The 26,111-nt window shown below is 70.7% G+C and carries 25 protein-coding genes; 15 read left to right on the forward strand and 10 right to left on the reverse strand.

Annotation, left to right across the window (positions count from 1 at the left end; translation table 11 throughout):
* Positions 1-50: 50 nt before the first annotated feature.
* Genes ACEZDG_RS04615 through ACEZDG_RS04630 form a run of 4 tightly spaced genes read right to left on the reverse strand, consistent with a single transcriptional unit; the run spans position 51 to position 5,408 of the window.
* Positions 51-1,346 (reverse strand): cation:proton antiporter, encoded by a 1,296-nt coding sequence (locus ACEZDG_RS04615; protein ID WP_380502618.1) that lies wholly within the window; start codon positions 1,344-1,346, stop codon positions 51-53.
* The gene (locus ACEZDG_RS04620; RefSeq protein WP_380502621.1) at positions 1,343-2,743 is read right to left on the reverse strand and encodes a cytochrome P450; all 1,401 of its coding nucleotides are present in this window, start codon (positions 2,741-2,743) and stop codon (positions 1,343-1,345) included. The genes ACEZDG_RS04615 and ACEZDG_RS04620 overlap by 4 nt, the downstream gene beginning before the upstream one ends.
* Positions 2,740-3,825, reverse strand: coding sequence for an alpha-hydroxy acid oxidase (locus tag ACEZDG_RS04625; RefSeq protein WP_380502624.1), 1,086 nt, complete (start codon positions 3,823-3,825; stop codon positions 2,740-2,742). The genes ACEZDG_RS04620 and ACEZDG_RS04625 overlap by 4 nt, the downstream gene beginning before the upstream one ends.
* Before the next feature lie 11 nt (positions 3,826-3,836).
* A complete protein-coding gene (locus ACEZDG_RS04630) occupies positions 3,837-5,408 on the reverse strand; it encodes an NAD(P)-binding domain-containing protein (RefSeq protein ID WP_380502627.1) in 1,572 nt (523 codons plus the stop codon).
* Positions 5,409-5,637: 229 nt separating this feature from the next.
* Here ACEZDG_RS04630 and ACEZDG_RS04635 point away from each other — a divergent pair, with 229 nt between their 5' ends.
* The 4 genes from ACEZDG_RS04635 to ACEZDG_RS04650 all read left to right on the forward strand — a co-directional run bounded on the left by ACEZDG_RS04635 (position 5,638) and on the right by ACEZDG_RS04650 (position 7,902).
* The gene (locus ACEZDG_RS04635) at positions 5,638-5,994 is read left to right on the forward strand and encodes a PRC-barrel domain-containing protein (protein WP_380502630.1); all 357 of its coding nucleotides are present in this window, start codon (positions 5,638-5,640) and stop codon (positions 5,992-5,994) included.
* Positions 5,995-6,062: 68 nt separating this feature from the next.
* Positions 6,063-6,335, forward strand: a complete 273-nt coding sequence (locus tag ACEZDG_RS04640; protein ID WP_380503831.1) for a DUF6479 family protein — start codon at positions 6,063-6,065, stop codon at positions 6,333-6,335.
* A 370-nt stretch (positions 6,336-6,705) separates the two neighbouring features.
* A complete protein-coding gene (locus ACEZDG_RS04645; RefSeq protein WP_380502633.1) occupies positions 6,706-6,927 on the forward strand; it encodes a hypothetical protein in 222 nt (73 codons plus the stop codon).
* Between the two features lie 438 nt (positions 6,928-7,365).
* On the forward strand, positions 7,366-7,902 hold the full coding sequence (locus tag ACEZDG_RS04650; RefSeq protein ID WP_380502636.1) for a DUF6328 family protein: 537 nt from the start codon (positions 7,366-7,368) through the stop codon (positions 7,900-7,902).
* A gap of 20 nt (positions 7,903-7,922) precedes the next feature.
* On the opposite strand, the gene ACEZDG_RS04655 is transcribed toward ACEZDG_RS04650, so the two are convergent.
* Positions 7,923-8,324 (reverse strand): hypothetical protein, encoded by a 402-nt coding sequence (locus tag ACEZDG_RS04655; RefSeq protein WP_380502639.1) that lies wholly within the window; start codon positions 8,322-8,324, stop codon positions 7,923-7,925.
* Between the two features lie 245 nt (positions 8,325-8,569).
* On the opposite strand from ACEZDG_RS04655, the gene ACEZDG_RS04660 reads away from it, so the two are divergent.
* Both ACEZDG_RS04660 and ACEZDG_RS04665 read left to right on the forward strand, forming a co-directional pair.
* Positions 8,570-8,806 (forward strand): MerR family transcriptional regulator, encoded by a 237-nt coding sequence (locus ACEZDG_RS04660; RefSeq protein WP_380502642.1) that lies wholly within the window; start codon positions 8,570-8,572, stop codon positions 8,804-8,806.
* Positions 8,807-8,885: 79 nt separating this feature from the next.
* On the forward strand, positions 8,886-9,410 hold the full coding sequence (locus ACEZDG_RS04665; protein ID WP_380502646.1) for a GNAT family N-acetyltransferase: 525 nt from the start codon (positions 8,886-8,888) through the stop codon (positions 9,408-9,410).
* A gap of 154 nt (positions 9,411-9,564) precedes the next feature.
* On the opposite strand, the gene ACEZDG_RS04670 is transcribed toward ACEZDG_RS04665, so the two are convergent.
* The gene (locus ACEZDG_RS04670) at positions 9,565-10,224 is read right to left on the reverse strand and encodes a LysE family translocator (RefSeq protein WP_380502649.1); all 660 of its coding nucleotides are present in this window, start codon (positions 10,222-10,224) and stop codon (positions 9,565-9,567) included.
* 171 nt (positions 10,225-10,395) lie between these two features.
* On the opposite strand from ACEZDG_RS04670, the gene ACEZDG_RS04675 reads away from it, so the two are divergent.
* From ACEZDG_RS04675 to infA, 4 genes are all read left to right on the forward strand, one after another.
* Positions 10,396-10,884 (forward strand): hypothetical protein, encoded by a 489-nt coding sequence (locus ACEZDG_RS04675; RefSeq protein ID WP_380502652.1) that lies wholly within the window; start codon positions 10,396-10,398, stop codon positions 10,882-10,884.
* 95 nt (positions 10,885-10,979) lie between these two features.
* Positions 10,980-11,486, forward strand: coding sequence for a hypothetical protein (locus tag ACEZDG_RS04680; protein ID WP_380502654.1), 507 nt, complete (start codon positions 10,980-10,982; stop codon positions 11,484-11,486).
* Positions 11,487-11,764: 278 nt separating this feature from the next.
* A complete protein-coding gene (locus ACEZDG_RS04685) occupies positions 11,765-12,568 on the forward strand; it encodes a GNAT family N-acetyltransferase (protein WP_380502656.1) in 804 nt (267 codons plus the stop codon).
* A gap of 88 nt (positions 12,569-12,656) precedes the next feature.
* On the forward strand, positions 12,657-12,881 hold the full coding sequence (gene infA / locus ACEZDG_RS04690) for a translation initiation factor IF-1 (protein WP_380502660.1): 225 nt from the start codon (positions 12,657-12,659) through the stop codon (positions 12,879-12,881).
* Between the two features lie 66 nt (positions 12,882-12,947).
* Here the strand turns inward: infA and ACEZDG_RS04695 are convergent, their stop codons facing one another.
* Positions 12,948-13,637 (reverse strand): DUF1062 domain-containing protein, encoded by a 690-nt coding sequence (locus tag ACEZDG_RS04695; RefSeq protein ID WP_380502663.1) that lies wholly within the window; start codon positions 13,635-13,637, stop codon positions 12,948-12,950.
* Between the two features lie 348 nt (positions 13,638-13,985).
* Positions 13,986-14,318: a hypothetical protein gene (locus tag ACEZDG_RS04700; protein ID WP_380502667.1), complete on the reverse strand. Its 333-nt coding sequence runs from the start codon at positions 14,316-14,318 to the stop codon at positions 13,986-13,988.
* Positions 14,319-14,771: 453 nt separating this feature from the next.
* On the opposite strand from ACEZDG_RS04700, the gene ACEZDG_RS04705 reads away from it, so the two are divergent.
* The 3 genes from ACEZDG_RS04705 (at position 14,772) to ACEZDG_RS04715 (ending at position 22,847) form a co-directional block, all read left to right on the forward strand.
* Entirely contained in the window at positions 14,772-15,185 is a 414-nt protein-coding gene (locus ACEZDG_RS04705) for a hypothetical protein (protein ID WP_380502670.1), read from the forward strand.
* A gap of 274 nt (positions 15,186-15,459) precedes the next feature.
* Positions 15,460-19,416 carry an nSTAND1 domain-containing NTPase gene (locus ACEZDG_RS04710; RefSeq protein WP_380502673.1) on the forward strand — a complete coding sequence of 1,319 codons (3,957 nt, stop codon included), beginning with the start codon at positions 15,460-15,462 and terminating at the stop codon, positions 19,414-19,416.
* Between the two features lie 239 nt (positions 19,417-19,655).
* A complete protein-coding gene (locus tag ACEZDG_RS04715; protein ID WP_380502676.1) occupies positions 19,656-22,847 on the forward strand; it encodes an MGH1-like glycoside hydrolase domain-containing protein in 3,192 nt (1,063 codons plus the stop codon).
* A 49-nt stretch (positions 22,848-22,896) separates the two neighbouring features.
* On the opposite strand, the gene ACEZDG_RS04720 is transcribed toward ACEZDG_RS04715, so the two are convergent.
* Positions 22,897-23,031 (reverse strand): hypothetical protein, encoded by a 135-nt coding sequence (locus ACEZDG_RS04720; protein WP_380502679.1) that lies wholly within the window; start codon positions 23,029-23,031, stop codon positions 22,897-22,899.
* A 241-nt stretch (positions 23,032-23,272) separates the two neighbouring features.
* Here ACEZDG_RS04720 and ACEZDG_RS04725 point away from each other — a divergent pair, with 241 nt between their 5' ends.
* Both ACEZDG_RS04725 and ACEZDG_RS04730 read left to right on the forward strand, forming a co-directional pair.
* A complete protein-coding gene (locus ACEZDG_RS04725) occupies positions 23,273-24,574 on the forward strand; it encodes an MFS transporter (protein WP_380502682.1) in 1,302 nt (433 codons plus the stop codon).
* Positions 24,556-25,428, forward strand: a complete 873-nt coding sequence (locus ACEZDG_RS04730; protein WP_380502685.1) for an NAD-dependent epimerase/dehydratase family protein — start codon at positions 24,556-24,558, stop codon at positions 25,426-25,428. Before ACEZDG_RS04725 ends, ACEZDG_RS04730 begins: the two co-directional genes overlap by 19 nt.
* Here the strand turns inward: ACEZDG_RS04730 and ACEZDG_RS04735 are convergent.
* Positions 25,425-26,075: a TetR/AcrR family transcriptional regulator gene (locus tag ACEZDG_RS04735; RefSeq protein WP_380502688.1), complete on the reverse strand. Its 651-nt coding sequence runs from the start codon at positions 26,073-26,075 to the stop codon at positions 25,425-25,427. The two genes, ACEZDG_RS04730 and ACEZDG_RS04735, sit on opposite strands and share 4 nt — an antisense overlap.
* Positions 26,076-26,111 lie beyond the last annotated feature (36 nt).

Here is a 26,111-nt window from a genome sequence, read left to right on the forward strand (position 1 = left end):
GGGCGCGAGGCCCGGCACCGGACACGGCGCGATCCACCGGCAGCAGCGGCTCACTGCGCGGTCAACCGCGCCTGCACCTCCACGGGCGGAAGGCCGGCCGCTGCCGGGTCCTGGTCCGGATCCGGGACCGGCGAGCGCCGGTCCAGCAGCGACAGCAGCGGCGAGGTCATCACCGTGGTGACCAGGGCGACCAGGACCAGGGCGGTGAAAAGGCTGTGGTTGACCAGTCCGGCCTGGAGCCCGACGTTGAGGGCGATCAGCTGCATCAGCCCACGGGCGTTCATCAACGTGCCGAGCCGGGCGGCCACCGCGTTGGGCTCGCCGCGCAGCCGCGCGACGGCCCAGCAGGCGCCGAACTTTCCGATGACGGCCGCGACGACGGCAGCCAGCGAGAACAGCAGCAGGGCGGGCCGGTCGAGCAGCGAGAACCGGGTGTTGAGGCCCGAGTAGGTGAAGAACATCGGCAGGAAGACGGTCCGGGTGCTGTAGCTGGTGGTGTGCACCACCCGCTCGGCCGGGGCCGTGCGCGGCATCGCCATCCCGATGCCGAACGCGCCGAACACCGAGTAGAGCCCCACCTCGTCGGTGAACCAGGCGGCGGTGAAGAGCACCGCGACCGTGACCAGGAGGCGGGCCTCCTCGCTCATCCGGGGATGCGCCATGGCCCGGTCCAGCAGCTTGCGCAGCACCAGCACCACGACGGCGGCGAACAGCGCGGCTCCGCCGACGGCCTCCAGCACCGGCCTGGTCCGACCGGTGTGGACGCTGAGGATCCCGGCGAGCAGGATCCAGGCGACCACATCGTCCAGCGCACCGCTGGCCAGCGCGAGCGAGCCGAAGCGGCTTCCGGCCAGGCCCCGTTCGGTGATGATCCTGGCCAGCATCGGGAACGCGGTGATGGCCAGGGCCACTCCGACGAATGCCGCCGAGACTCCGGTGGACACCCCCGGCACGAAGATGTCGACGTGCCCGCGCGCCAGAAAGGTCAGGCCGGCGCCCAGGACCAGCGGCACGGTGATCCCGGCCGCCGACACGGTGACCGCCGTACCGGCGATGGCACGCGACAGGTAGGACCGGAACTCGTGCCCCGCCTGGAACATGAAGGCGACCAGGCCGACCTGGCCCACCACGTACAGCACCGGAAGCAGGGCCGGCGGGAACAGCTCCCGCTCCAACCCCGGGGCCAGCAGGCCCAGCAGCGAGGGGCCGAGCAGCACCCCGGCGATCATCTCGCCGACCACCGGCGGCTGGCGCACCCGGCCGAGCGCCCACGACACTCCCCGGCAGACGAGCAGGATGACGACAGCGGCGAGGAAGAACCTCGGCGCGAGTTCGGTGACGGTCACGTTCGTGCCTCCTGCTCCTGGGACGCGAAGTACTCCTGGCACAACCGCCGGCGGCGTGCGTCCCAGACCATGTAGCTGCCCAGGACGAGTTGCACGATGCTCCGGCCCAGCCCCTCCCACCGGTCCCGCAGCCGCAGCAGCGCCAGCCGCGCCGCCCCCGGCCCCGAGGCTGCCCCCGGCCGGGCGGAGGGAGCGCCGGAACCCACCGGCGCCAGCAGGCACGGGCCCCGGCTGGGCAGGGAGCGGCTGTGCACCGCCGACGAGCTCAGCACGAACCGCCGCAGCACCTCACGGGCGGCCACCCGCATCCCGATCGGCGCGATCCCCCGCGCCGGGCAGGGACGATTGGCGCTCACCCCGTACGGAAGGAAGTTGATGTCGCGAGCGGACACCTCCAGCCAGCGGTCCGGGTCGAACCGATCGCCGTCCGCCAGTCCCGCGTGCTGGTACTCGGCGTAGTTGAACAGCAGCACCGACCCGGTCGGGATGGTCGCCCCGTCCACGGCGATGTCGGCGGAGGTGATCCGGTGGGCCACGCCGAAGAGCGGGTACAGCCGCATCACCTCGTCGATCACCCGGTCCAGGTACGCGGCGTCGTCCGGATCGGCCCGCAGCCTCAGCTGGACCTCGGGGTGGGCGGCGATGGCCAGCAGCAGGTGCGCCATGGCCTCGGACATCTGTACCACCGCGGTGTTGAAGAACGTCCCCTGGAGGTAGTAGCCCTGTTCCCGGGCGGTCAGCGACGCGGGCAGCGCGTCCGGGGCGGCGCCCTCGGCGATGCGCTGCGCCAGGTAGCGGGTCAGCCGGTCGCGGCGCCCCATGTGCCGCAGCCGGGTGCACTTCAGCGCGCTCACCACGTCGTCGGCGTTGGCCACGATCAGCTCGCGGGCCGCTGCCGGACACGGCTCGGCGAAGACCAGTTCGTAGTAGACCTCGGCCCACAGCGGCATCATCAGGTCCCGCAAGCGGACGAAGCTGGTCCGGTCGCCGGGCAGCGCGTCCAGCAGCGGCCCGGCCCGCCGCGAGACCAGTGCCGCCCAGCCCGCACGGTCCAGGCCGGTCAGGATCTCCCGGGTGCTGCGCGCCACCTCCTCGTAGCGCGGCCCGGGTTCCAGGTGCTCCTGGTGCACCTCGGGACCAGGAGCCAGCCAGTACCAGAACAGGTCGGAAAGAGCGGCACCGCGGCTGCGTCCGTCGGCCGCCGGATGGGAGTACACCCGCTTGAACGCGTCCGTGCCGACCAGTCCGCCCGGGACCGGCACGCCCTCCTCGCCGTTGACCCAGGCGAAGATCCGCACCCGCAGCGCCACCACCGCGTCGGGCAGCCAGTACGGCAGGCTCGCCACCGCCGACGCCGCGACCAGCGCCGTGACGGCGACCCACCACGGCCCGCTCACCCGCGCCCCGCAGGCGTCCGCCGGACCAGATCCGGGGTCAGATCCCGCAGGCTGCCCGCCCCGCAGAGGGCCAGCGTATGGTCCAACTCCTCGCGCAGCAGCTCCAGTACCCGGCGCACGCCCCGCTCCCCGTCCGCGGCCAGCCCCCACACCACCGGCCGGCCGACGCCGACCGCCGCCGCGCCCAGGGCCAGCGCCTTGACGACGTCCGTCCCGCGCCGGACCCCGCCGTCCAGCAGGACCGGGATCCGCCCGCCGACCGCGTCCACCATCTCCGGCAGCAGGTCGACGGTGGACGGCACGCTGTCCAGCTGTCGGCCGCCGTGGTTGGACAGCAGCAGGCCGTCGACCCCGTGCCGCAGGGCCAGCCGGGCGTCCTCCGGATGCAGCACGCCCTTGAGCAGGATCGGCAGTGAGGTGTGCCGACGCAGCCAGTCCACGTGCTCCCAGCTCAGCTCGGGCGACATGACGATCTGCCGCACGCTGCCCGGCTCCCCGCCGCGCAGCTCGCGGAGGTTCTCACAGCGCAGGCCCTCGGGCAGGTCGGTGAATCCATTGCGCTTGTTGCGCTCGCTCAGACCCAGCACCGGCGAGTCGACGGTCACCACCAGTGCGGTGCAGCCGGCCTCGGTCGCCCTGCGGACCAGCGCCTCGGTGAACTCCAGGTCCGGCTGGAGGTAGAGCTGGAACCACAGCGCGGGCGCCCGGTCCGGCACAGCGGCGCGGGCGGCGGCGGCGACCTCCTCGACCGCCACCGTACTGGCCATGCTCACGATCATGATCGCCCCGGCCGCGGCAGCCGCCCTGGCCGTGGCCAGTTCGCCCTCCGGATGGACCAGCCGGTGGAACGCGGTGGGCGAGAGCAGCACCGGCATGCTGGCCCGGCTGCCGAACAGCGAGACGTCCAGCTCCCGCTTCTCCCGGCCGCGCAGCACCCTCGGCAGCAGGCTCAGCCGCTGGAAGCCCTCCTCGTTGGCCCGCAGCGTCACCTCGTCCCGCGCGCCGCCGGCCACGTAGTCGTAGTACACCGGGTCCAGCCGGGTACGCGCGACTTCCTCGAAGTCCCTTACGTTCAAGAACATCTGATGGTCCATCAGTCCACGCTCGCCCGGGCCGCGCCGGCCAGGAACGCCCGCAGCGGTGCCACGTGCACGTCCGCGCTGCTCCACTCGTTCTCCAGGTTCTCCGCCAGGTGGTGCGTGGCGCGCAGGACACCGCGGCGGTAGTGCCGGACCACCGGATGCAGGTAGGCGGCGTCATGGGCGGTGCCCACCGCGTCCTGTGCCACCCGCCGGACACTGATGTCGAACGGGTCCACCTTGTCGTGGTCGGGCCCGTACTCCAGGGTGACCGTGAAGACGTCGGCGTCTCTGGGCTCCACCAGGCCCTCGTGCACATAGCCGACCGGCACCTCCTCGTAGTACCGGGCCGACCCGCCGTCCACCACCAGGACGTCGGCCATGACCCCGAACTGCTGCCACAGCGCCGAGGTCCGGTTCACCCGCTCGACCACGGCCTCGGCCAGGTCCCCCGCCTTCACCGGCAGTTCGCGGCTCGGCCAGGGCCGGTCGTGGTGGCGCTGCTCCAGGATCCGGTGCAGGGCCCTGGTCCCGTAACGGAAGCCGTGGATGAAGCCGCTGGTGGAGACCTTGAAGTCGCGCTGCTGGGTCAGGGTTCCGGCGAAGTGCAGGCCCGGGACGTTCACCGACTCGTAGGCACTGGTCAGTTCCGGGAAGCGGTCGTTGATCACCAGCCGGGGCCGGGCCCCGTCGGCGAAGACCGAAGCGTCGAAGCGGAACCCGGTGCAGGCGATCACCCGGTCGTACCGCAGCTCCTTCACCACCTCGTCGGCGCGGGAGAAGGAGAACCGCACCAGGTACCCGTCCCCCTGCCGCTCGATGCGCTGCACCGTGCCGTCGAGCACCGCGTTCTGGGACTTGAGCTGGTAGGTGTCCAGGAAGTTGTTGTTGACGGCCCGGAGGTGGCCGACGAAGTGGCTCTGCCACGCCAACCGCAGCGAGTGCGGGCCCGCGACGTGGATCACCGCCGCGGTCTCCACCAGGTTGTCCGCCGTCTCCAGCGCCGAGTTGCCCTTGCCGATGATCAGCACCCGTTGATCGGTGAAGTCCCCGGGCCGGACCGAGACGGTGGCGTACTGCTCGGCGTGCTCGATCCCCGGGATCTCCGGCACATACGGCCGGCTCACCCCGGTGGCCACGACCACCCGCCGCGCCCGGTACCGCCGCCCCCGCTCGTCGCCGACCGTGAAGCAGCCGTCCTCGCCCTCGCGCCCGACCTCGGTGACCCGGCTGCCGTACCGGACGTGGAGAGCTGACCGGTCGGCGAAGTCGGCCAGATAGCGCACCATGTCGTCGGCGTCGGGGAAGTAGCGCTCGCTGTACCGGGTGAACAGCAGCTCGGGGTCGGGCGAGAGCAGGGAGTTCCAGTCCATCCGCAGGTTGAACTCCGGATCCCGGCTTCCGGTGTGCGGCTTGTTGATCGAGATCAGCCGCCGGTGCCGGGGGTACACGGTGAAGAAGCTCCCCGGAACGCTCCCCTCCTCCAGGATCAGGTAGTCCCGGCCCTGCTCGTGCAGCAGCCGGCCGAGTTGCAGGCCGGCCGGCCCCGCACCTATCACCAGGCAGTCAAGGATGCGGTCGGTCACACCGGCCTCCGGGTTCGCAGTCGCGGGATCCGTCACGCGACCCACCATCGCCGCTCATTCTCAGAGGAGTCTCAGTGCCCGTCCGCGTCGCAGGGGTTCCAATGAGGCCGTCCCGGTTCCGGCCCGGGTGCATGGGGTGACTCGATCGGGACAGGAGGCCGGGTGAGGCAGAAATCCCTCTGCCTCGGTACAGACCGGGATCTTTCACCCATAGGCGAGGAGCATTTCCGTGGAGAACGGCATGTGGGGCTACCAGGCGAACTCCGGCTACCAGGTCGGCACCGACCTGAGCGGCTACAAGGTCGAAGCGACCGACGGCCACATCGGCAAGGTCGACAAGCACTCCGAGGACGTCGACGCCGGCTACATCGTCGTCGACACCGGGCCGTGGATCTTCGGCAAGCACGTCCTGCTCCCGGCCGGGACCATCACCTCGGTCGACAGCGACAACCGGACCGTCCAGGTCGGCCGGACCAAGGACGAGATCAAGGACTCCCCCGAGTTCGACCGGGACAAGCACACCGGCGACGCCGACTACCACCAGCAGGTCGGCGCCTACTACGACAACGGCATGCCCCACAGCTGAGGGACGCGGGTGCCGGGAGCGGTGTTCGTGGTGATGAGGGATAGGTGTCCGATATGGCAAACCATGTGATGGAAGCGGCTGGATCGGGTGGTTCCGCTGGGATCATCGCCCTGGTGATCGGGGTGGTGGTCGTGGTGGGACTGATCGCCGCCTTTGTGCTCGGGTCGCGGCGGAAGGAACGGGAGCCGGCGCCCGTTGCCCCGGACCTCGGCCCTCCGCCGGGGCACGCGGCTGCCCGGCCCACCGGACAGCCGACGGATCCCGGTCAGGGATCGTGGTCGACGCCGCCCTCCACCCCCGGCCGGGCCCCTCAGGGCGACCGGTCACCGCACCAGGACTGACCGCCCCGTCCACACTTCCTCCGCCCCGCACGCCGGCACCGTGCCCCGGCCCGGCCGGCGCGCGGGGGCCCGCCGGAAGACCTGCTGTCCTCGGCCTGGTCAGGCGGGATGGCCGACTTCCACGTCCGCCGCGTCGCGGTACGACAGCGGTGCTCCGCCGGGGTGGATCCACCCTCCGACCGGGGCCAGCGAGTAGCCCACGTGGTCGCCCCAGCCGGCACGCCGCTCGACCCGGCCGGCGGACCAGGCCGGCGAACCAGGCCCGCGCCTGGGTCAGGACGGGCGCACCGCCGGGGCCGGGATACCAGGAGACCTGCGCGAACTTGTCCGTCCGGTCGCCGGTCTCGCCGCCGAAGAGCTCCGCGAGGGCGTGGCCCCTCGACAGCAGGTGCACCGCCAGCACGTCGGCGCTGCGGCCGAGCACCCCTCCCGCCAACTCGGCCAGGACGACCTCGCGGGTCGCGTCGGCGCCGTCAGGGGCGTCAGGGGCGTCGGTGGGGACGGTGTGGACGGTGTGGACGCGGACACGCAGGTCGTCCACCACCGCTTCCAGGTCCTTGACGGGTGGAAGCGCGGGGTGTATCCGGCGTAGTGGACCATCGAACCGCCCACCCCCCGACCGGAGTTGTGGGACCCCATCGGCGCCGGGCCGGCGCCGGAGACGACCCGGGGCTCGGTCCAGTACAGGTGGTGCGATCCGGCCTCGTCGCTGACCCAGTCGGTGTCGGGGTTCCAGAACGGGCCTGTCTCCAGGACCACCGCCGACCAGTCGTGCCTGGCCATCCGCTGGGCGAGCACGCTGCCTCCGGCGCCGCGGCCGACGATGACCAGGTCCACCTCCTCGCCACCTCCTTGCCCTCGTCGTAGTGCCGCATCTCGCGGATCAGTCGCTGGTCGAAGCGGGTTCCGTCGTTGGGCAGCGACCGGGCCGACGGACAACCCGGGCAACGGACCGCCGGTTTGCCCCGGCGCATAACGGAAAGCCGGTCGTTGACTGGTCCGAGCAGCACGAACGGCAGAGGCTGAAGTCATGGATGGTTCTCCGGAGGCGAGTGGGCCCGCGGATCCGCAGCGCGGCGTCGCACCAGGTCGCCAGGAGTCGCCCGAGCAGCGGGCCGACCGGATGTGGGACGACATGCTGCAGGAGGTACGGGTCTCACAGACCGGTGCGCAGATCCTGTTCGGCTTCCTCCTCAGCGTCGCCTTCACCCCGCGCTTCGCCACCCTCAGCGGGTTCGACAAGGGCCTGTACGTCGTCACCATGCTGCTCGGCGCCAGCGCGACAGGTGCGCTCATCGCCCCGGTCGCCTTCCACCGCTTCCTGTCGGGGCACGACCTCAAACCAGAACTGATCAAGGTGGCCGCGCGGCTGATCAGCACCGGCCTGGCCCTCCTCGCGCTGACCATCGGCGCCGCCCTGCTCCTGCTGCTGCGCACCGCCACCAGCGACAACATCCTCGCCTGGGCGCTGGCGGCGCTGGCGACAGCCTGGTTCGCCACCGCCTGGCTGGTCCTCCCCTGGCTGGTCCTGCGCCGAGCGGAGCGCAGGAGAGCCCCCGGGTCGTAGCGGTGGGAGGACATGCGGTGCTACGACTCGGGATCCTCGGTCGTCCACGGTTCGTGCGGGTCCTCCGGGTGGTCGGCTGCCCAGGCCCGTAGTTCGCGCATCTGGTCCGGGTCGGTCGCGATGTCCTCGGTGACGACGGTCATCACACCGTGGCCGAGGTCCACCACCTGCTGGTCCATACGTCCGGTGTTGATGATGCCCATGACGACCAGGAACTCCTCCATGACCGCCGGGCTGAGCAGTTCCTCGTCCTCCTCGTCGACCTCGGCAGCGAACGTGCCCCGGTCGCCGTTCTCCGGTGTTCCGGCAGCCACGAGGAGTTTTGCCAGGGCGCGGAACTGCTCCGGGTCCATACGGGCCTGCAGGGTGGCCATGTACAGGTTGACCTCGTCCTCGCGGCTGGGCGGTGCGTCCTCATGCATCTCCTGCTCCTGTTCCGGGGCCTTTAGCTGGGTCGCATGCGGGTCGAAGTCGTAGCCGCGTGCCGGGAGCGGATCACAGCGCTGGGGCCGGCCGGGTCGGGCTGGAGCGCGCCGGAGAGGGGTTCAGGGCGCCGACCAGGGCCAAAGCGCGCAAAGGTGTCGTTCCCATAGGTTACGCGTAACCCCGATACGGTGGAAAACACCCATCGGCGCAGGGCAACTCGAACGCGCGGGAAGGTGCTGCTGTGGCTGCCAGCATGACGGTCGGTGACTTTTCGCGGGCGACCCGGCTGAGCGCCAGGACTCTCCGCTTCTCTCACCAGGCCGAGTCCCTGGAACCGACTTCGATCGACCCGTCCAACGGGTACCGGCTGTACGACACCGCGCAGATCGTTGACGCGCAGGTGGTGCGCGGACTGCGCTCCCTCACGGTCCCCGTCCAGACGATCCGCAAGATCCTGCTCGCTCCCGTGGAAGTATGATCATCCGCCCGTCGGTAGAACTCGCGGGCGTCGAACCGGTCATCGCCCTGCAGCACCAGCAGAAGGGACTCCGCCCATTATGAACACCGAGATCCACCTCCGGCCCGTCACCAGGGACGACCTTGCGGTCCTGGCCACGCTGAACAACACCGGTCCCGAAATGGCATCCACCTTCGGGTGGTTCGGTTGGACCGACCCCGCCGGCCTGACCCGTCGCTGGGAGGGAAACGGACTGCTCACCCCTGACTCGGGACACCTCGTGGTGGCCGAGGGCGAGGCGATGCTGGGCCTTGTCTCATGGCACCGCTCGCCCCAGGGCCCCCTCAACCACAGCTGGAACATCGGGGTCGGCATTCTCCCCGAAGCCCGCGGCCGCGGCGTCGGGACGGCAGCCCAACGCATGCTCGTTCGCTACCTCTTCGCCCACACCCAGGTGAACCGAATCGACGCGAACACCGACGTGACCAACGTTGCCGAGCAGCGTGCCCTGGAAAAGGCGGGCTTCACCCGCGAGGGCGTCCTCAGGGGCGCCCAGTTCCGGAATGGGAAGTACCACGACATGGTCCTCTTCAGCATCCTGCGGCACGAGGTGCCCGTCGAATGAATGCTGCCCCCCGATCCCGCCCCGGCACCGCCGGGCGACTCCGCACATCGCTCAGCGCGCGGAGGTTGCAGGCGAAGGCCGCACGGACAGGCCGCTGATCGCGGCGCCGAGACGAATGCGGCAGTTGCCTTGAGAACGCCTCTGGACTCGGAGGTCAGTCGCCGATGGCCAGTTTCACACCGAAGCCGATGATGACGGTGCCGGTGATCCGGTCGAGCACCCGTTGGGCCAGTGGGCGCCGCAGCCAGCCGCGGAGGACTTGGGCGAAGGCCACCAGGACGGACGACCAGACCAGGCCCTCTGCGACATGCACGCAGGTCAGTGCGACGCCCATGGCCAGGTGCGGCGCACTGGCAGGGATGAACTGCGGCAGGACGGCGACATAGAACACGCCGATCTTCGGGTTGAGCACGTTCGTCAGCACTCCACGTCGCCACCCTGTCGCCAGCCCGGCAACGGCGTCCGTCCGCTTCTCCTGGGCGGGCTCCTCCGCCGGACGCGGCTGCACCACGCCGTGGCGCCGGCGCCTGCTGTTCCACAGCATCAGCGCGCCCATCCACAGCAGGTAGGCGGCACCGGCCAGGCGCACAGCGTCGTAGGCGGCGTGTGAGGCCGCGAGCAGTGCCGTGACGCCGAGGGAGCTCAAGGTGCCCCAAGTCAGTGTTCCGGTCTGGATTCCGAGCACGACTCCCCATGCCTCACGGCGTCGTCCCCGTGCGGCCGTGCGCAGTATCAGCGCGGTATCGAGGCCGGGGGTCAGGGTCAGCAGACCCACCACCACGGCGAAGGTCCAGAATGCGGATGCGGCTCCCATGTACGGTCAGCCTAGATCAACGGATGCGGGAGCCCCGAGGCCGGGTGTCCCAGCGGTAGAGACACCAGCTGCCGCGTCGGGTCAGGCAGCTGACGGTGACAATGACGGCGCCCCCTGGCGTTGGGGGGATCCGTCCCGTGGCGCAGTGCCGACGCAGGCGAGAATGGGCGGATGTATTGCCTGCAGGCGGCCATCGCCACTGAATCCGTGCTTCGCGCGTTGACTCGCTCCACCACAGAGGCGCACGTCGTTCCTCTCGGCCAGCACCTCTGGCTCTTGCCGATGACCGACGCGCTGTTCGACGCGGTCACAGTCCCCACTGCCCCTGAACTCGACGGGTTTTGGAAGGCTCCAGCAGGCTTTGACCGTCTGCTGAGCGCGGGCTCGGAGGCCGGGCCGGTGGCCTACGTCGAGGCCGACTACTTCGGCGGGGCAGGGACCCAGACCGCCCAGGTCTGGGATGCAGGGAAGACAGTCCTCGGCCTCTTGCACCTGGCCGCGGGGGAGCCTTCCCCGACGTCCGGCACTCCGATCTCTCAGGCGCTGCGGCGACTGGGCGCCGCCAAGGGCACCCACGTCGACGAGTTCGCAGCCGTCGGACTCGGCCGCCACCGCAACACGGACGACTGGCTCCTGCTTGGTGGGGCAGGGGGGCGCTGAGCGTGCGAACCACGCCCGGCAGAAACCGACCGGACGGCCCGGCGCGGGGCCGGATGTAGGGTGACCGCTGGATCGAGGATCGGCAGGGGGATCACGTGGCGATCGTGTTCATGATGGCGGTCAACTTCGGCAGCAACGCCGAAGCTGCTCGTGCCGCAGACCAGTCCCTGAACCGGTCGCTGGTGCTGACGGCGGGCAGCCACCGTTTGAGCATCTACCACCATGTCAGCGAGAACCCGGACAGCAACCTGCTGACCGTCTGGACCGACTACCGGCGCCAGCGGATCAGGCTCACATTCGCCGAACTGTCCGAGGTCGGCCACCAGCTATACGACCTGCTGGCCACGTTCCACGGCTACACCGCAGCCGCATGCGGCGTGGAGGCGGACGGGGACGTCGCCTTCCTCGACGAACTCACCACCGACGCCCACGGTGCAGTCCGCACAGGCGGCTACAACGGCCTGGTCCTGACCGAAGCCATCTGCGACCACCTCGGCTTGGACGACACCTACGTGCCGTTTCGGCCCGGATACCGATGGAACCCCTACAGCGGAGAGGAACCCGACGAAGGCCTCACGCCGGACAGCCTCGCGGGGCTGTAGACGCCGATTGCACATGGGCGCGGTTCGGTGCGACAAGGTGGCGATCAAGCGGTGAGGGTGTAGTCCTGAGGTAGAGACGGTCAGCCCAAATGAGTTGGCGGGGGCGGCCCCGGTCGGTAGTGTGCGGTGCACTGTGACCGGACGGCGAGGAGGTGGGACCCGTGAACGCTGTATACGAGGTGGGTGCTCCGCCCTTCCGTCACGGTATGCGACTGACCTAGGTGTCCGTCGGGAGCGCCTCAACAACCAGGCACTCCTGAAGGGCAAGACCTATGGAAATGGAATCTGCACAGCAGTCAACTCTGACTCCGGGCGGACCCCCGGCGTTGGTCACGCGCGTCAATGACACGCAGTGGCAGGCCGTGGCGGACGGGCAGGTGGTCGGGTGCGGCGATGTCTCGTTCCGGCCCGACGGCCGGGCCTTCCTCAGCATCGACGCATGGCACCAGGCGGTCTTCGACCGGATCGCCGCCGAAATGGCGGCGGCGCTGCCGATGCCGCTGTACACGCTGGTGGACGAGGCCGACCGCGACCTCAGGTCCGGTTGGACGCGGGTCGGCTTCGCCGTCGGACGCCGTGAGCGGGAGTACGTCCTGCCCACGGACCCGCACGTCACCGGTCTGGACGAGAGGCGGGTGCCGTTGTCCGACATGACGATCCTGCCCGCCGGCGAAGCGGCGGCGGCCCCGCTGCGGGCGCTGGCCGACACCGTCCGCGCGGAGGTCGAGGCCACCGTCGGGTGGCGGACCATGCCGGCCGAGGTGCTGCCTCGTCCGGCCGGGACCACGGTGGTGGACCCGCTGAAGTACGCGGTGGCGGTGCGCTCCGGCCAGTACGTGGGGCTGGTCCGACTGTCGCCGCACATCCGGCAGCCACGGATCGGACTGCTCGCCGTCCTCGCCGAGCAGCGTCGCCAGGGTGTCGCCAGGGCGTTGCTGGCCCACGCCCTGGGCTCGCTGCACCGCGCCGGCACGGATTCGGCCCGGGCCGAAGTGACCGAGACCAATGCGGCGGCCGTCGCGTTGTTCGAAGGCATCGGCGCCCGCCACGTCGGCAGCAGTCTGGAACTGGTCCTCCGCTGACGCCGCGGCACATCACCGCGGAGCACCTTCACGTCCATCACCCTCACCGACGCGGTGAGACAGACTCACACAGAAGAAGAGAGACACATTGGCACGATCATCAGGTGGCCTGGAAATCGAGGGCACCGTCGTCGAATGCATGCGCAACGCCACCTTCACGGTGGAACTGCAGAACGGCCACAAGGTACTCGCCCACATCAGCGGGAAGATCCGGAAGAACTACATCAAGATCCTTCCGTATGACCGGGTGCTCGTGGAGCTGAGCCCGTACGACCTGACCCGGGGTCGGATCCTCTTCCGGTACCGGAACTGAGCGAGAGGCGCACACCCGACCGCATGGCCTTGGGCCGGGTGTGCGCCTGGGCGTGCTGTGCCTCTCCTACGCTCGCGCCGTTGCCGTGCGGTGGAGTCGCGGTGGGGTGTCGTGCGACCTGATATGACTCAAGTCGCTTCGGGTGTTAGTGAGTTGCAGGTGCACCGTGGTGTCGGGGACACCGGGTCGGTCAAGGGTGAACTCGAAGTCCTGGTGCGCCTTGGCGTCCAGGGCCAGGGCCACGGGCAGGTGGATGTGCCCGTCCGAGGCCATGCGTCGTACCTCGGCGCGGCTGAGGCGCAGTCCGAGCATGAGCAGTCGTTCGACGCGGACCGGCGCGGGCAGCTCGAAGCTGACGCGTACGCCGAGCGGAGTCGGGTCGTCGAGTGAGTACAGGGGTGTACGGGTCTCCAGTTGCCAGGTGCCGGTCCAGTCGAGGCGGTACCGGTTCCTCGCGGCGAGCGAAGCACTCATCGCCAACCCCCGCACCACGGCCGGGTCGTCGTTCTCGTACGCCTCGCGGCGGACGGGGTCCAGCGAGGAGACATGGACGCGTTCGTGGACGGGCACCTTCGAGGTCCGGTCACACCCCTCGCAGCCCAGCAGCAGCCAGACGTCGAGGAGTTTGCCGTTGGCGTTGACCCGGATCCGGCCCGTGGGCCGATGGCGCGTGCCGGAACAGTCCGGGCAGGGACGCACGACGGCGGGCAGGCCGGACTGACGCACGGCCCACAGGGCCTTGCGGTCGGTATTCATGGATGTAATTGCTTTCAGGAATCGGCCGGAGCTCACACAGACAGGGCTGCTGCTCCCGGGATCTGACGGCTGCACACGAGGGCGCGACGCATCGCCTCGGGGCCGGGTCGTCAGGCTCCGAGGTCGATCGCGCGACAGGGTTGCTGGTGCTACGTGGCAGCCGTTACAGGTCCATGCGGGCGATCATGATTTAGGCCAAGGCCCGTCGGCAACCCATTTATTCGCCCGGCCCGCCGACGACAAGTGAACAGTCAGCGGGCAGATCCAGGCAGAAATAGTCAGCCAACGGCCACATAAGGTCAGCGGTCCCGTGCTGGTGGGAACCGCTAGGGCGCTGCGCCCGGACGCCTATGCCGCCTCTGCCTCGAAGGCAGCGAGCGAGAGACGACCCTGATCCTCCGTCACGGAAACGTCGACCAGAATCGTGCTTCCCCCATCAAAGCTCCGGATCTCGGTCGGCATCGTGCCTTCCTCATCGAAGCGCAGCGTGAAGAGCGGATCGAGTTCCATCAGGAAGTCGAAGCCCTCCTGGGCGTCCCTGGACAAGGGAGGATCGAAAACGGCGTCACACGTCCAGTCGTCGCCGGAGACACAAACCGTCACGCGCACGCCGATCCCATCCAAACAGGTAATGCGATTGGCCCACCACTCGAGCTCAGCGGCACCTTCCCAACTGTCCATGCTCCCAGTATTGCGGTTCTCAGGGCGATGAGCGTTGCCCTGGCGAACATGTTCCCCTTGGCCTCCAGGCGCGACGGAGCCGGCGAGGTCGCCGTCAAGGTACGCGTAGAGCCGGCCGAGGCTGTGGCGTCGTGCCAGGGGCAGCCAATCGATTTCCAGGCTCCGATGGTTGAAGCTGCCTGCGCCGGGGCGTAGGTCGGCCGAGTCGGGTCAGGCGGTGCCGCTCAGTCTTCCCCCGCGGGCGGGCCACCAGCGGCACAAGCTGTCCGAGGGTGTCCGAGGATTGTCCGGACCTGTCCGGGCAACGGCGGTGGGCTTCCGGGGCCGGCGGGCGGGCTGCTGTGGTGGATCCGTCGGACGGCCGGGGCAGGGGGGCGGCGCTTCACGGCGCCGGACCGCCCCGGCCGCCCGCACGTCGGTTCCCGACCACCTACAAGGCCCAAGGACGTCATCATGAACCTCACCAAAAGGCTCCGGCCCGTCTGCAGGACCGCACTGGTCGCCGCGGTGGCCGCGACCGGACTGCTGGCGGGCGGCACCGCACAGGCTGCACCCGCCAGTGCCGCCACCACCCACATCGTCAAGCCCCAGTCGGCCACGGGTTGCAGCGGGAACGTCTGCCTCTACCTCTCCGGCAACTCGGGCGGGGAGGTGCTGGTTCAGGCCTGGGCGCGGACCAACACCTTCACCGGTCAGTTCCACCTCACGGGCCCCGGAGTCAACTGGTACAGCGCGGACCAGTCCTGGAAGGGAAGCAAGGGCAACTACGCGTCGCACTCCTGGTATGCCGCCAGCGGCGGACAGGTCTGCGTCGGTGCCTACTCGGACAGCGGCACCTACGAGGGCACAGCCTGCGAAAACCTGTAGTTAGGCCAGTACAGAGACCGAGACCGAGGCCGGTCCCGCTGCCCGGGCAGCGGGACCGGCCTCGTCCGGTGCTGACACAGGCTAGGGGCCCGTGCCAGGGTGTCCGCCCCTGGCGCCGGCGCCGTGGGAACGGCGCCGCAAAGGGCCTGAAAACAGCCCCATCTGACTCGATGCTTGTCGGGATTCGGTCAAGGACTTCGTTACGCTGGCCCGAACTGCATGGTTCGGTCACGGACGAGGGCACAGTGGCTGGTTGTGTCCCGAGGGGGATCCATTGTCGGACGGCACCGAGGGACTGCTGCGCCCACATCCGGAGCGGATCGCGACGATGCAGGATTTCGGCCGGGAGCTTGCTCTCGCCCGGGAGATCGCCGGTCTGACGGTCCGCCAGCTGGCGGACAAGGCATCCGTGCCGCGCGCGACAGTCCAGGGGTACCTGAGCGGGGAGCACATCCCGCAGCCGGGCTACCTCGGGCCTTTCCAACGGATCCTTGAGGCCTGTGGCGAGGGCGACCAGCCGGAGCGGGTCGCGCTGTGGGTCGAGGCGCTGTCGCGCGCTCGCCGTACGCCGGGGCGGCGACCCGCGTCCGGCCCCGCACCCTACCGGGGCCTGGCTGCGTTCGGTGAGCTGGACGCGCAGTGGTTCCACGGCCGGGCCGGCCTGACCGCGGTTGTGGTGGACCGATTAGAGCGGCGCCCGGCCCACACGGGCGACCCGCTCCTGGTGGTGGGTCCCTCGGGCTCGGGCAAGTCGTCGCTGCTTCGGGCGGGTGTGGTGCCGGCGCTGAAGCGGGCCGGGCACCACACAGCAGTGCTGGCACCTGGCCTCGCCCCGCTGCGCGCCTACGCGCAGGCGCTGGAGGCCCTGGCGGCACAGGCAGCACTGGCGGCGCAGGAAGCGCAGGCAGTGCAGGAAGCCCGAGAGGCGCAGGGCGCGCAGGAAGGCCCCAGCGCCGACAGGCCGGTACGGCTGCGGGTGCTGGTGGTCGACCAGTTCGAGGAGATATTCGCGGGCGAGGTCGGCGACCTCGCGCGGCAGCAGTTCATCGAGGGTGTCTGCACTGCGCAGCCCGGCCTGGCTGTGGTGTTCGGGATGCGCGCCGACTTCTATCCGCAGGCGCTGCGCCATCCCTTGCTGGCCCGGGCGATCCAGCGTGATCAGGTGGTTGTCGGGCCCATGTCGGCCGAGGATCTCACCGCGGCTGTCACCCAGCCTGCACGGCAGGCCGGGATCGATGTCGATCAGGCTCTGGTCGCGCTGGTGCTGCGCGAGCTTGTCCCGCGGACCAGCGGTGCGGCCTCGGCCGCGGCCCATGACCCGGGGGCGCTGCCGATGCTCTCGCACGCGTTGCGGGCGGCCTGGGAGCGGCACCGGGGCGGGCGGCTCACGGTGGGCGACTACCTGGAGGGCGGCGGCATCGCCGGTTCGATCGCGCAGAGCGCCGACGCGATCTACACCGAACTCTCGGAGCGGGAACGCGAGACGACGAGGCGGTTGTTCCGGCGGCTGGTGCGCACCGGTGACGACACCGCCGACACCCGCCGCCGGGTGCCGCTGACCGAGATCCTGGACGGCGGTGCCGAGTCGGCCGAGTCGCAGGCCGTGGCCGCGGTGCTGGATCGCTTCACCGCCGCCCGTCTGCTGACGGTGGGGGCGGGAACCGTGGAGATCACCCACGAGGCCTTGCTGACGGCGTGGCCGCAGTTGCAGGACTGGCTCGACGACGACCGGGCCGGATTGAGCGTCCACCGTCGCCTGGGTGTCGCGGCCGAGGAGTGGAAAGCGGGCGGGCGTGACCCGGACCTGCTCTTTCGTGGAGGTCAGCTGCAGTTGGTGCGCGAGTGGGTGCACCATGAGCGCCGCGCGGAGCTCAACGCCGCCGAACGTGACTTCATCGATGCGGCCGTGGAGCTCCAGCAGGAACAGGAACGCCGTGGCCGCCGCCGGATCCGGCAGCGCTACCAGGTTCGCGCCGTCCTCGCCGTGCTGGTGGTCCTGGCCGCCAGCGTCGGAGCCTTTGCGCGCCAGCAGCAGCTGGAGAACCGGCACGAGCAGGTGTCGGCGCTATCCCGCACGGTGGCGCACGAGGCCGACGCCCTCCGCGGCAACGACGTGGCGCTGTCCGTGCAACTTGCCCTGGCCGCCTACCGGATCTCCCCGACACCCGAGGCGCTGTCCAGTCTTCTGGACTCCACCGGCGTCACCCCCGACACGCAACTGCGGCCCCGCTCGGGCGGTGCCAGGTCGGTGGCCACCGCCGGTGCGCTCCTCGCGGTGGGGACCGGCTCCGGCACGGTCCAGCTGTGGCAGGCGGCACACGGCAGCCTCGCCCCGGTCGGGCCGCTGCTCGGTCCCGGCGCAGGCGGCACGGCCAATGAGGCCGACGCGGCCGACGAGGTGGTCGGTGTCGCGTTCGGCGATCGCGGACGCCTCCTGGTGGCCGTGGGCCCGGCGCAGGGAGTCCTGGTGTGGGACACGGCCGACCCGGGGCGCCCCAAGGCCCTGCCCACCCTGCAGGGCTTGCGGGCCCGAGCTGTGGCGGTCGCGGTCAGCAGCGACGGACGCACGGTGGCAGCCGCCGCCACGGACGGCTCGATCCGCCTCTGGGACCTCTGGGACCTCAACTCCCCCGCCGGCACCGGCTGGGCGCTGCCCGCCGCGGGTGAACGCACCGATGTCGGGCAGGCCGCCGAGAGCCTTGCCTTCCTCCCCGGCAAGCACATCCTGGCCGTGGGCGAGGATCCCGGCGTGCGCTTGTGGGATGTGACGGACCCGGCCCGTCCGGGCGCGACGGCGGTGCTGGACACCCCCGGCAGCATCGTCTTCTCCGTTGCCCCGAGCCCCGACGGGCGAACTCTGGCCGCCGGCACGGGCGCTGGGCACGAGGTGTACCTGTGGGACACCACCGACCCGGCCCGTCCCAGGACCACCGGCGCTCCGCTGACCGGACCGACCTCCTGGGTCAACGCCGTCGCCTTCAGCCCCGACGGCCGGACCCTGGCCGCCGGTTCCTCCGACGGACGGCTGTGGCTGTTCGACCTGACCACCCGTCAGACCATCAGGGAGCTGCCGCACCCCCAGCCCGTCACCTCGGTGCAGTTCCTCCCGGACGGCACACCGGTGACCGTGACCATCGATAACGGAACCGTCCACTGGTGGCACACTCCCGGCCCACTGATCCTCGGGGCCAGGGACGCCGTCTTCGCCGTCACCTTCGGCGCCGACGGGCAACGGCTGGGTGTGGCCGCCGGCGCCGCGGACAACACCCTGACCGTGTGGGACCCCCGCGACATCCACGCCCCGGTCAGGCTCGGTCCGCCGCTCGACGGCACCCGGGGGCCGGGCAGGTTCTCCGGCTCCGGTGCGCTCTCGCCCGACGGGAAGCTGTTCGCCGTCGGCGACGTGGACGGCACCGTGCAGCTGTGGGACGTCGCCGACCCCGCACACCCGTCCCGGATCGGGGCTCCGGTCAAAGCGGCCACGCAGCTCGTGGAGTCGGTCGGCTTCAGCCCCGACGGCACACTGCTGACCGTCTCCTCCGACGACGGCACCGTGCACCTGCTGGACGTCGCCGCGCCGCGGTCCCCCGCGTCCCTGGCCACGATCGCCGCCCCAGGCCACGGCGAGATCCTGCAGGCCGCGCTCAGCCCCGGCAACCGGCTGCTGGTCGCCGCCAGCAGCGACGGCCACGCCTACCTCTACAGCATCACCGACCCGCACCGGCCGCGGCTGCAGGCCACGCTGGGCGGGTTCTCGGACGCGGTCTACTCGGTCGCCTTCGACTCGCACGGCAGCCTGCTGGCCGCCGGCAGCGCAGACGGAACCGTACGGCTGTGGAATCCCGCCGACCCCGCGCATCCCGCCCCCTACCCGCAGGAACTGAGCGGCCAGATCGGCTACATCTACTCGCTGTCCTTCGCACCCGACCGCGAACTGCTGGCCGTCAGCGACAACGAGGACGGCAGTGTCTGGCTCTGGGACCTCGCCCGACCCGCCGACCCGCGCCACTCCGCGACCCTGGACGGTCCCTCGGGCGGGGTCTTCACCGTGGCCTTCAGCCCCGACGGGCGCAGCATCGCGGCCGGAGGGATCAACCACACCGTGCAGCTCTGGGACACGGACCCGCTGGCCGCCGCGCAATGGATCTGCTCGTTGGGCAGCCAGCCGCTGACCCGCACCCAGTGGAAGCAGTACGTTCCTGGCCGCGCCTACCAGCCGCCCTGCACCTGATTCCAACGATGCAATTGACGGTGCGCCGCACCGTTTCCCGCAGTCGGGGATGCTGCCGATGTGCCTGCCACCCGCCGCGGCCGACCGGGGGCCGGGCCGTTTCCGGCTGGCCAGGCGGCCGGGTGGCCCGGTGGCCATGGGAGGCGAAGTTCGCACCAAGGGTGGACACGGCCTCGTCGGCGTGCTCTTATGCTGCTGCCCGATTACAACGTTGTTATGCCCCGGACGGAGTCTCTCCGATGCCCGATCACCCGGCAGCAGGCACCAGCTTCAGCGCTCTGCTCACCCGCACCCGCCGCCTGCTGACCGGCCTCGCCGTGGTCGCGGTGCTCACCGCCGGCCTGCCCGACGCCGGCGTCGCGTCCGCCACGGCGGCCACTCCCCCGCCCGCCGCCGCACCGACGCCGACCGGGGCGACCGGGGCGACTGGGGCATCGCCGACCGGCGCGTCACCGGCGGCCGACGGCTACCCGGCGGTGGGAGCCGGCACGCACTTCCTCAACGACGCCTCCTACCTGTCCGGATTCAACGACCAGGCCTGGTACACGTCCAACATCCCCTTCGTCGACCTGCCGGACAGCACCCTGCAGAGCGTCTACTACTACCGCTGGCGGGTGTGGAAGGAGCACCTGCGCTACACCGACCCCCAGGACGGCTGGATCTCCACCGAGTTCCTCGACTGCTGCGGATACGCCGCCCCCTACCAGGCGATCGACGCCGCCGCCGGGCACCAGATCACCGAGGGGCGCTGGGTCCGCGACCAGAGCTACGTCGACGACGACATCCGCTTCTGGCTCACCGGTCCGGGGGCCGGCCCCAAACCCGCCACCGACGCGGACAACGCGGACACCACCGACTGGGCGCACGAGTACAGCTTCTGGCCGGCCAGCGCCGCTTACGGCCAGGCCCAGGCGACCGGTGACTTCTCGCAGCTCAAGGCGCTGCTGCCGGCCCTGGTCCGGCAGTACCGGGGCTGGGACAAGCAGTTCGACGCCCAGCTCGGGCTGTACTGGTCGGTTCCGGTCTGGGACGCCATGGAGTTCTCCGCCTCCTCCTACGCCTCGAGCGACCCCTACCACGGCGGAGCCGGCTACCGGCCGACGCTCAACTCCTACCAGTACGGGGACGCCACCGCGATCAGCGAGATCGCGAAGATGACCGGCGACAAGGCACTGGCCGACGAATTCGCCCACAAGGCAACCTCGTTGAAGACCTCGCTGCAGAAGTGGCTGTGGGACCCCACCCGCGGCTTCTACTACACCATGCCGCGGAACGACAACCCGACCCACAAGCTCTCCGACACCCGTGAGGAGATCGGCTACCTGCCCTGGATGTTCGGCGCCGCCACCGCGAGCGACGCCACCGCCTGGTCGCAACTGCTCGACCCGCAGGGCTTCGCCTCCGCCTTCGGGCCGACCACGGCGGAGCAGCGCAGCCCCTGGTACATGTACCAGGCCGGCGGCTGCTGCCGCTGGGACGGGCCGAGCTGGCCCTTCGCCACCAGCCAGACCCTGACCGCGCTGGCGAACCTGCTCGACGACGGCCCGGCGCAGCGCACCATCACCGGCAGCGACTACGCCAACGCGCTGGAGACCTACGCCAGGACGCAGATGCGCAACGGGCAGCCCTACGTCGCCGAGGCGCACTCCCCCGACACCGACCAGTGGATCTACGACGGCGCGGACCACAGCGAGGACTACAACCACTCGACCTTCGACGACCTGGTCCTGTCCGGCCTGCTGGGGCTGCGCCCGCAGTCCGGGAACGACCTCCGGGTGCAGCCGCTGGTCCCGTCCGGCTGGGACCACTTCGCCGCGGAGAACGTGCCCTACCACGGGCACAACATCACCCTGCTCTGGGACCGCGACGGCACCCACTACGGTCAGGGCAAGGGCATGAAGGTCTATGTCGACGGCGTCCTGCGCAGCACCTCGCCGACCCTGCGCGACCTGACCGTCCACGTCGGCAAGGCCCTCACCGCGGCACCCGCCGCGCTGGTGGACGACGCCGCGAACCCGCTACGCCAGGGCTACCCGCAGCCGATCACCTCCTACACCTTCCCGGGCGACAACCCGTGGAACGCCCTGGACGGCAAGGTCTGGTACAACGAGGTGCCCGAGGACACCCGGTGGACCAACTACGCGTCGCCCGACCCGAGCGACTACTACGGCGTCGACTTCGGCGCCCCGACCGCCGTCGGCGACATCCGCTGGTACGGCTACGACGACGGGGGCGGGGTGCGCCCGGCGGCGGGGTACCGGGTGCAGTACTGGGACGGGACCGGATGGGCGGACGTCCCGCAGCAGACCCGCAACTCGGCCGCCCCGGTGGGCAACGGGCTGAACCGCATCACCTTCCCGACCGTCACCACCACCCGGGTGCGGCTGCTCTTCACCGACCCGCCCGGCGCCTTCGTGGGCGTGTCCGAGTTCGAGTCCTGGGCGCCCTCCAGCCCGGACGCCCAGGTGACGGTCGGCCCGGCGAACGCGAACGGACTGGTCGTCGTCAGCCAGGGCAGCCGGGTCGACGTCACCGTGCACAACACCACCGGCGACACGCTGAGGAGCCCCGCGGTGTCGCTCGGCCTGCCGCCGGGCTGGACCGCGAAGGCGGCGCCGCACAGCTCCACCCCGACCACGATCCGCCCGCACGGTTCGATCGTCCAGCACTACCTGGTGGATCCCGCGGCCGGAGCCGCACCGGGCAGCGCGGCAGCGCTGACCGCGACGGCGACCTTCCGGGACCACGGCTCCGCGCAGGCTTCGCACACCCTGCGGAACGCACGGGTCGCCTTCCCGGCCGGGCAGCAGGACCCGGTGGGCGCCTGGACGCTCGACGACGGCTCCGGCGCCGCCGCCCACGACAGCGCCGGAGGCCACGACCTCGCGCTCACCGGCGGCCCCGGCTGGGTCCCCGGCCACGACGGCACCGGCACCGCGCTGCAGTTCGACGGCAGCTCCCAGTACGGGCAGGCCACCGGACCGGTCCTGGACACCGCCGGCAACTTCACCGTCTCCGCGTGGGTGCGGCTGGACCGGACCGGGTCCTTCGCCACCGCGGTCAGCCAGGACGGCACCCAGACCAGCGGGTTCTTCCTGCAGTACTCGGCCGCGGACAACCGCCTCGCCTTCTCGACCGGCGAGGGCCGCGCCCTGTCCGACCAGCCACCGGTGACCGGCCGGTGGTACCACCTGGTCGGGGTGCACGACGCCGACGCCGGGAGCTACACCCTCTACGTGGACGGCAAGGCCCAGTCCACGGTGTGGCAGCAGCCCACCGGCGACGCCGCCACCGGTCCGTTCGCCGTCGGCCGGGGATTCTCCGGCGGCCACGACAGTGACTTCTGGCCGGGCGCGGTGGACCAGGTCCAGGTCTGGAACCGGGCCCTGACCGCCGCGGACGTCGCCGCGCTCCCGCCCTCCGGCAGCTGATCCGGCGCGGTGGGCCCTGAGCCGGACCACCGCTGCCGCAGAGCTGTGGCTACTTCCTCTTGCCCACCAGCTCGGGCTCGGTGCCGGTCCGGCGTGCCAGCTCCCCGCCGGACAGGGGCGGATTGTCGACGAGGGTGAGGTACAGCGACTCGGCCAACCGATCCAGCCCGAGAACCTCTAGCATGATCACGTCACCTCCGACCACACTAACCCATGGCCACATGCGGTTGAACCTTGAATCATCGAACAGTCAGAACGTCAAGATTCATCACCTCTACTGCTGAAAGGCATCGGATTCCGCTGTTGGACAGCGGAATCTCCGTCGAGCAGACTCGGAGGAAATGGCTCACGGCCGGCTCGACCGATTCGTACCGGGCGTCCAGCAGCGCTCGCGTGCGCTGAGCCCCGCCAACTGACAGGTGATCATGACCAATGGCTCGGGACCGCCCGGCTCGGGGCGCCGCGCCCTGCTCGCCCTGGCTGCCGGCGGTTTCGCCATCGGCACAGGCGAGTTCGTGATGCTCGGGCTCCTTCCCCAGGTGGCCGCCGACCTGTCGGTGTCGGTTCCGCAGGCCGGAGAGCTGATCGCCGTCTACGCGCTCGGGGTGGTGGTGGGCGCACCGCTGCTCACCGCCGCCTCGGTGCGCCACCGCCGCAAGACCGTGCTGATGGTGCTCATGGGCTGGTATGCGGCGGGCAACCTGCTCACCGCGGCCGCCCCGAACTTCGGCCTGGTGCTGCTCGCCCGCTTCGCGACCGGCCTGCCGCACGGCGCCTTCTTCGGCGCCGGTGCGGTCGTCGCGGCCTCCCTGGTCGAGGAATCCCGCCGGAACAGCGCCATGGCGGTGATGTTCGCCGGTCTCACCGTCGCCAACATCGTCGGCGTACCGTTGACCACGCTCCTGGGCCAGGACTCGGGCTGGCGGCTGGTCTACGCAATCGTCGGCGTGATCGCCGCCGTCGCCGTGGCCGCGATCGCCCGGGCCGTGCCCTCCGTGCCGGTCTCCGTTCAGCGGGGCGCGTTGCGAGCCGAACTGCGGACCTTCGCCCAACCGGAAGTCTGGCTCGTCCTGGGCGTCGCCATGCTCGGCGGCGGGGGGCTGTTCGCCACCTTCAGCTACATCGCACCCATGATGACCGACCTCACCGGCTACGCCGACTCGAGCCTGACCTGGCTGCTGGTTCTCTTCGGGCTCGGCATGACCGCGGGCAACCTGGTCGGGGCCCGACTGTCCGACCGGTTCCCGGCACGCACCCTGCTTGTGTCCCTGGGCGCCGAGATCGCGATCGCGCTCGCCTTCATCCCAGCGGACCACAACCGGGTCGCCGCGGCGCTCCTCGTCTTCCTGTTCCCGTTGACCGCACTTGCCGCCCTGCCGGCCCTGCAGGGCCGGATCATCGCGATCACGGGTGGCGCGCCCAACCTGGCCGCGGCATCCCTGCAGGCAGCGTTCAACATCGCCAACTCCCTCGGGGCCTATCTCGGCGGCTTGGCCATCGCGGCGGGTCTGGGATACAACTCACCCAACGCCGTAGCCGCGGTGCTCTGCGCCGCCGGCCTCCTCCTGGCGATCGGGGCGGTCCGCATGGCGCGGCGCCGCTCGGTACAGCCTGTCGCCCAGGGCGGCCCTGCCCCGCAGCCGCCGGTTGTGCTGCCGGAACCAGGCGGGGACCTCATGAGTGCAGGAACGGATCAAAGGAGCAGCGCATGCCTGGACGCGTCGTAGTCACCGGCGGTAGCGGGAAACTCGGCCGTGCCGTGATCGGAGACCTGGCCGCGCACGGCTGGCAGGTCGTCAACCTCGACGCGGTCGCGCCGGTCGAGCCGGCCTGCCCCTTCGTCAAGGTTGATCTCACCGACTTCGGACAAGTCGTAGGTGCCCTCACCGCCGTTGACGACCGCTACGCGCGCGTGGACGCCGTCGTGCACCTCGCTGCCATTCCCGCCCCGGGACTGCGCCCCAACGCGGCGACCTTCGCGAACAACGTCCCGGCCACGTACAACGTGTTCGCCGCCGCGCGGCTGGCGGGCATCCGCAACGTGGTCTGGGCGTCCAGCGAGACCGTCCTCGGCCTGCCCTTCGACACCCCGCCGCCGTACGTCCCGGCGGACGAGGAGTACCCGCCGTGCCCGGAGAGCACCTACTCCCTCGGCAAGCACCTGGAGGAGCAGATGGCCGCCCAGTTCTGCCGCTGGGACCCGGAGTTGAAGATGATCGGGCTGCGGTTCTCCAATGTCATGGACGTCGCCGACTACGCGGAGTTCCCCTCCTACGACGCCGACCCCACCCTGCGCAGCTGGAACCTCTGGGGCTACATCGACGCCCGCGACGGGGCGCAGGCCGTGCGCCGCGCGCTGGACCACCGGGGCACCGGGGCGGAGGTCTTCGTCATCGCGAGCCCGGACACGGTGATGTCCCGGCCCAACGACGAACTGCTCGAGGCCGTCTACCCGGGCGTCCCGCTGCGCCGCGAGGTCGGCCCGCACGAGACGCTGCTGTCCATCGACAAGGCCAGGCGGGTGCTGGGCTACGCCCCGGTCCACAGCTGGCGCGACGAGGTCGGCGCGGGCACCGCCTAGGGATTCTCGATGCCGGCGGCAGCCGGGGCGGCCTGCGCCGCGCCGAGCAACTGGTGAACGAAGTTGTCGGCGAGCCAGGCCTCATAGCGGTCCGGACTCCAGCCGCGCTCCAGGACGAGGCTGCGGTAGATCTCCGGCAGCACCAGCGTCAGGTAGACGTCCACACCGTCGTCGACGGTCGTCCCCGGAGCCAGATGTTCGGCGATCGCCTCGATGTGGCGGCGGAACGCCCGTTCCCGACTGGCCATGATCCGGCTGAGGTCCTCGGCGATCTCGGCGTCGGTGCGGACGGCTTCCAGGGTGACCGCGATGACGTCGTACATGGCCTCGAACTGCTCCCGCTGCAGCCCCGCCGCCCGACGCAGGCCCCGCACCGGGTCCGTGTCCTCGCGTGCCTGCTCGTGCTGGCGACTGACGTCCAGTTGGGCGATGGCCTGCCGGGTGATGCCCTTCAGGATCGCGGCCTTGTTCCCGAACGCCGAGTAGATGGTCGGCACGGGGATGTCCGCTTCTTCGGCGATCGCGGTGATCGCGGTCGCGACGTATCCGCGTTCGGCGAACAGCTTTCGCCCCGCCGCGGCGATCTGCTCCTTGGTGGCCAGCGCCTGCCGTTGGCGGTGACTCGGGCCTTCTCTCTTGACAGCCACGTCGTGATGCTATCACTCTATAAATCAGAGTGTCAC

The organism is Streptacidiphilus alkalitolerans, from assembly GCF_042511045.1.
Classification (GTDB): Bacteria; Actinomycetota; Actinomycetes; order Streptomycetales; family Streptomycetaceae; genus Streptacidiphilus; species Streptacidiphilus alkalitolerans.

Coding starts and splice junctions, on each gene's coding strand:
- ACEZDG_RS04625 (WP_380502624.1), bottom strand. CDS start 3,825: ATGTTCTTGAACGTAAGGGACTTCGAGGAAGTCGCGCGTACCCGGCTG.
- ACEZDG_RS04640 (WP_380503831.1), top strand. CDS start 6,063: ATGGAAGCGGCTGGATCGGGTGGTTCCGCTGGGATCATCGCCCTGGTG.
- ACEZDG_RS04650 (WP_380502636.1), top strand. CDS start 7,366: ATGGATGGTTCTCCGGAGGCGAGTGGGCCCGCGGATCCGCAGCGCGGC.
- ACEZDG_RS04655 (WP_380502639.1), bottom strand. CDS start 8,324: ATGCATGAGGACGCACCGCCCAGCCGCGAGGACGAGGTCAACCTGTAC.
- ACEZDG_RS04665 (WP_380502646.1), top strand. CDS start 8,886: ATGAACACCGAGATCCACCTCCGGCCCGTCACCAGGGACGACCTTGCG.
- ACEZDG_RS04670 (WP_380502649.1), bottom strand. CDS start 10,224: ATGGGAGCCGCATCCGCATTCTGGACCTTCGCCGTGGTGGTGGGTCTG.
- ACEZDG_RS04675 (WP_380502652.1), top strand. CDS start 10,396: ATGTATTGCCTGCAGGCGGCCATCGCCACTGAATCCGTGCTTCGCGCG.
- ACEZDG_RS04685 (WP_380502656.1), top strand. CDS start 11,765: ATGGAATCTGCACAGCAGTCAACTCTGACTCCGGGCGGACCCCCGGCG.
- ACEZDG_RS04695 (WP_380502663.1), bottom strand. CDS start 13,637: ATGAATACCGACCGCAAGGCCCTGTGGGCCGTGCGTCAGTCCGGCCTG.
- ACEZDG_RS04700 (WP_380502667.1), bottom strand. CDS start 14,318: ATGGACAGTTGGGAAGGTGCCGCTGAGCTCGAGTGGTGGGCCAATCGC.
- ACEZDG_RS04705 (WP_380502670.1), top strand. CDS start 14,772: ATGAACCTCACCAAAAGGCTCCGGCCCGTCTGCAGGACCGCACTGGTC.
- ACEZDG_RS04715 (WP_380502676.1), top strand. CDS start 19,656: ATGCCCGATCACCCGGCAGCAGGCACCAGCTTCAGCGCTCTGCTCACC.
- ACEZDG_RS04720 (WP_380502679.1), bottom strand. CDS start 23,031: ATGCTAGAGGTTCTCGGGCTGGATCGGTTGGCCGAGTCGCTGTACCTC.
- ACEZDG_RS04725 (WP_380502682.1), top strand. CDS start 23,273: ATGACCAATGGCTCGGGACCGCCCGGCTCGGGGCGCCGCGCCCTGCTC.
- ACEZDG_RS04730 (WP_380502685.1), top strand. CDS start 24,556: ATGCCTGGACGCGTCGTAGTCACCGGCGGTAGCGGGAAACTCGGCCGT.